General features: G+C 37.1%; 5 protein-coding genes. All 5 read left to right on the forward strand.

The features are described from left to right. Window positions 1–843 (forward strand): SulP family inorganic anion transporter (locus EDC17_RS16660; protein ID WP_132779352.1); only part of this gene is annotated, 843 nt, incomplete at its 5' end. Between the two features lie 109 nt (window positions 844–952). Further along, window positions 953–1,282 (forward strand): ArsR/SmtB family transcription factor, encoded by a 330-nt coding sequence (locus EDC17_RS16665; protein WP_038699345.1) that lies wholly within the window; start codon window positions 953–955, stop codon window positions 1,280–1,282. Window positions 1,283–1,350: 68 nt separating this feature from the next. Continuing rightward, window positions 1,351–1,824 carry a DUF6428 family protein gene (locus EDC17_RS16670; protein WP_132779354.1) on the forward strand — a complete coding sequence of 158 codons (474 nt, stop codon included), beginning with the start codon at window positions 1,351–1,353 and terminating at the stop codon, window positions 1,822–1,824. Window positions 1,825–1,836: 12 nt separating this feature from the next. After that, entirely contained in the window at window positions 1,837–2,268 is a 432-nt protein-coding gene (locus tag EDC17_RS16675; protein WP_038699349.1) for a DoxX family protein, read from the forward strand. Beyond that, window positions 2,258–2,472 (forward strand): chromate transporter (locus tag EDC17_RS16680; RefSeq protein ID WP_132779356.1); only part of this gene is annotated, 215 nt, incomplete at its 3' end. The genes EDC17_RS16675 and EDC17_RS16680, both read left to right, overlap by 11 nt.

The raw sequence follows: 2,472 nt of genomic DNA on the forward strand, positions 1-2,472 counted from the left end.
AAAATTATTTTCCCTTATGCCTTGGTAATGGCAGGGGTTGGATTGATTGAAAGTCTGTTAACGCTTAATATGGTTGATGAAATAACCAGCACAAAGGGACAATCTAACCGTGAGGCTGCGGCGCAAGGTATAGCCAATATCACCAACGGTTTCTTCGGCGGAATGGGTGGATGTGCAATGGTTGCCCAAACTTTAGTGAATATCGGAGCTGGAGGAAGAGCCAGACTTTCTGCAATAGTTGCAGCTATAGCAATTTTATTAATCATTCTGGTTGCAGGTCCTGTAATCGAGCAAATTCCAATGGCGGCATTAGTCGGGGTGATGATGATGGTAGCTATAGGCACATTTGAGTGGGTCAGCTTTCGAATCATTAATAAAATGCCTCGTCACGATATTTTTATTGGTATGCTGGTAGCAGTTATAACTGTATTATTACACAACTTAGCTTTAGCCGTTTTGATAGGTGTAGTTATTTCGGCTCTTGTATTTGCTTGGGAAAGTGCCAAACGAATACGTGCTAGAAAGTATGTAGATGAAGATGGTGTAAAGCATTACGAAATTTTTGGCCCGCTTTTCTTTGGCTCTGCTATGGCATTTACCGAAAAATTTGATGTTAAAAACGATCCCGATGAGGTGATAATAGATTTCAAGGAAAGCAAAGTTGTAGATATGTCCGCAATTGAAGCCTTGAATAAAATTACGGAGAAGTATCACAAGGAAGGTAAAAAACTACATTTACGTCATTTAAGCCAAGATTGCAGGCAATTACTTAAAAATGCAGAAACAGTTATTGATGTGAATATTATTGAAGATCCTACCTACAAAGTAATGACTAATAAATAGCATTGGATTATACAAGTTTAATATTACAACTACAGCAATAATTTTTTAAAAATTATTGCTGTTTAAATTTATTATCGTAATATTGCGATATATTTATTTTTTTAAACTGATGGGTGTCACAAAAACCGAAATTTTTACAGAACAGCAGAACCATTTAGCTGGTATTTTAAAGGCACTGGCTCATCCTGCCCGTATAGCTATACTGCAACATATCATTAAACAAAATGCCTGCATCTGTAATGATCTGGTAGAAGAATTGGGATTGGCACAAGCGACAATTTCACAACACTTGAAAGAGCTGAAAAATATTGGTATCATTAAAGGAAATATAGAAGGAACTAGTGTATGTTACTGTATTAATGAAACAGTCTGGAATGAGGTTAAGAAGGAACTCAATAGCTTTTTTGTCGAGAATGTAAATAGTAAAGAATGCTGTTAAGCGTTTTTTTTTAACACCAAAACATCGTAACATTGCAATATAACATTTATTGAATTAATATCAGAAATATGAAGTTATCAAAAATTAAAGAAATCCTGCCAACATTAGTAAATGTTGGATTTCAATTAGAAAACGGAACTTTAGTTCCAGAACATTTCCACGTTACCGAAGTGGGACAAATTACTAAAAACTTTATAGACTGTGGTGGCGTAATCCGGTCAGAAAAAGTTGTAAACTTCCAATTATGGAATGCGGACGATTTCGAGCACAAATTAAAGCCAGTTAAACTATTAAACATCATCAAGCTATCCGAAGAAAAATTAGGTATTGAAGATGCGGAAATTGAGGTGGAATACCAAAGCGAAACTATTGGCAAGTATGATTTGGATTTCAACGGAGAGACATTTGTACTGAAAAATAAAACAACAGCCTGCTTGGCTCAAGATGCCTGCGGGATTCCTTCAGATAAACAAAAGAAAAATTTGGCGGAACTGCCTGTAAATAATGCTAATGCTTGTACTCCAGGTGGCGGATGTTGTTAAAATTGAATTTATATGTTTTCAAAAATCATTCATACAGATAATTCAAAGACAACAATCATAATCCGACTGATTGTTGGAGGTGTTTTTTTATCGGAGGGCATTCAGAAATTTCTATTTCCTACTTTACGGGGAGCCGGGCGGTTTGAAAAAATTGGCTTGCCATCTCCTGAATTTCTTGGAAGTTTTGTAGGCATATTTGAAATCCTTTGCGGAGCACTTATTTTGCTCGGGTTGCTTACAAGGTTAGCAAGTATTCCGCTCATCATCATTATGCTGGTTGCCATTGCCACGACCAAAACATCTATTTTGGCTAATGAGGGTATTTGGGAATTGCTGCACGGTAGCCGTACGGATTGGGCGATGCTTTTGGGAAGTATGTTTTTGTTAATCAAAGGTGCAGGTAATTGGTCTATTGATAAAATCGTAATGAGAAATGGAGCGTGATATTCAAATAAAGGAAATTGCCAAGCTCTTTCTCAAGCTTGGTTTTATTGGCTTCGGAGGTCCCGCGGCTCATATTGCTATGATGCAGCAGGAAGTTGTTGTCAAAAAGAAATGGATGAGCGAACAGCATTTTTTGGATTTGTTGGGAGCTACTAATCTCATTCCTGGCCCCAACAGTACAGAAATGGCGATACACATCGGCTA

This window comes from Sphingobacterium alimentarium (assembly GCF_004342685.1).
Taxonomy (GTDB): domain Bacteria; phylum Bacteroidota; class Bacteroidia; order Sphingobacteriales; family Sphingobacteriaceae; genus Sphingobacterium; species Sphingobacterium alimentarium.

Bases quoted from the DNA above. Each gene is read 5' to 3' on its own strand.
- EDC17_RS16665 (WP_038699345.1), top strand. From the start codon at position 953: ATGGGTGTCACAAAAACCGAAATTTTTACAGAACAGCAGAACCATTTA.
- EDC17_RS16670 (WP_132779354.1), top strand. From the start codon at position 1,351: ATGAAGTTATCAAAAATTAAAGAAATCCTGCCAACATTAGTAAATGTT.
- EDC17_RS16675 (WP_038699349.1), top strand. From the start codon at position 1,837: ATGTTTTCAAAAATCATTCATACAGATAATTCAAAGACAACAATCATA.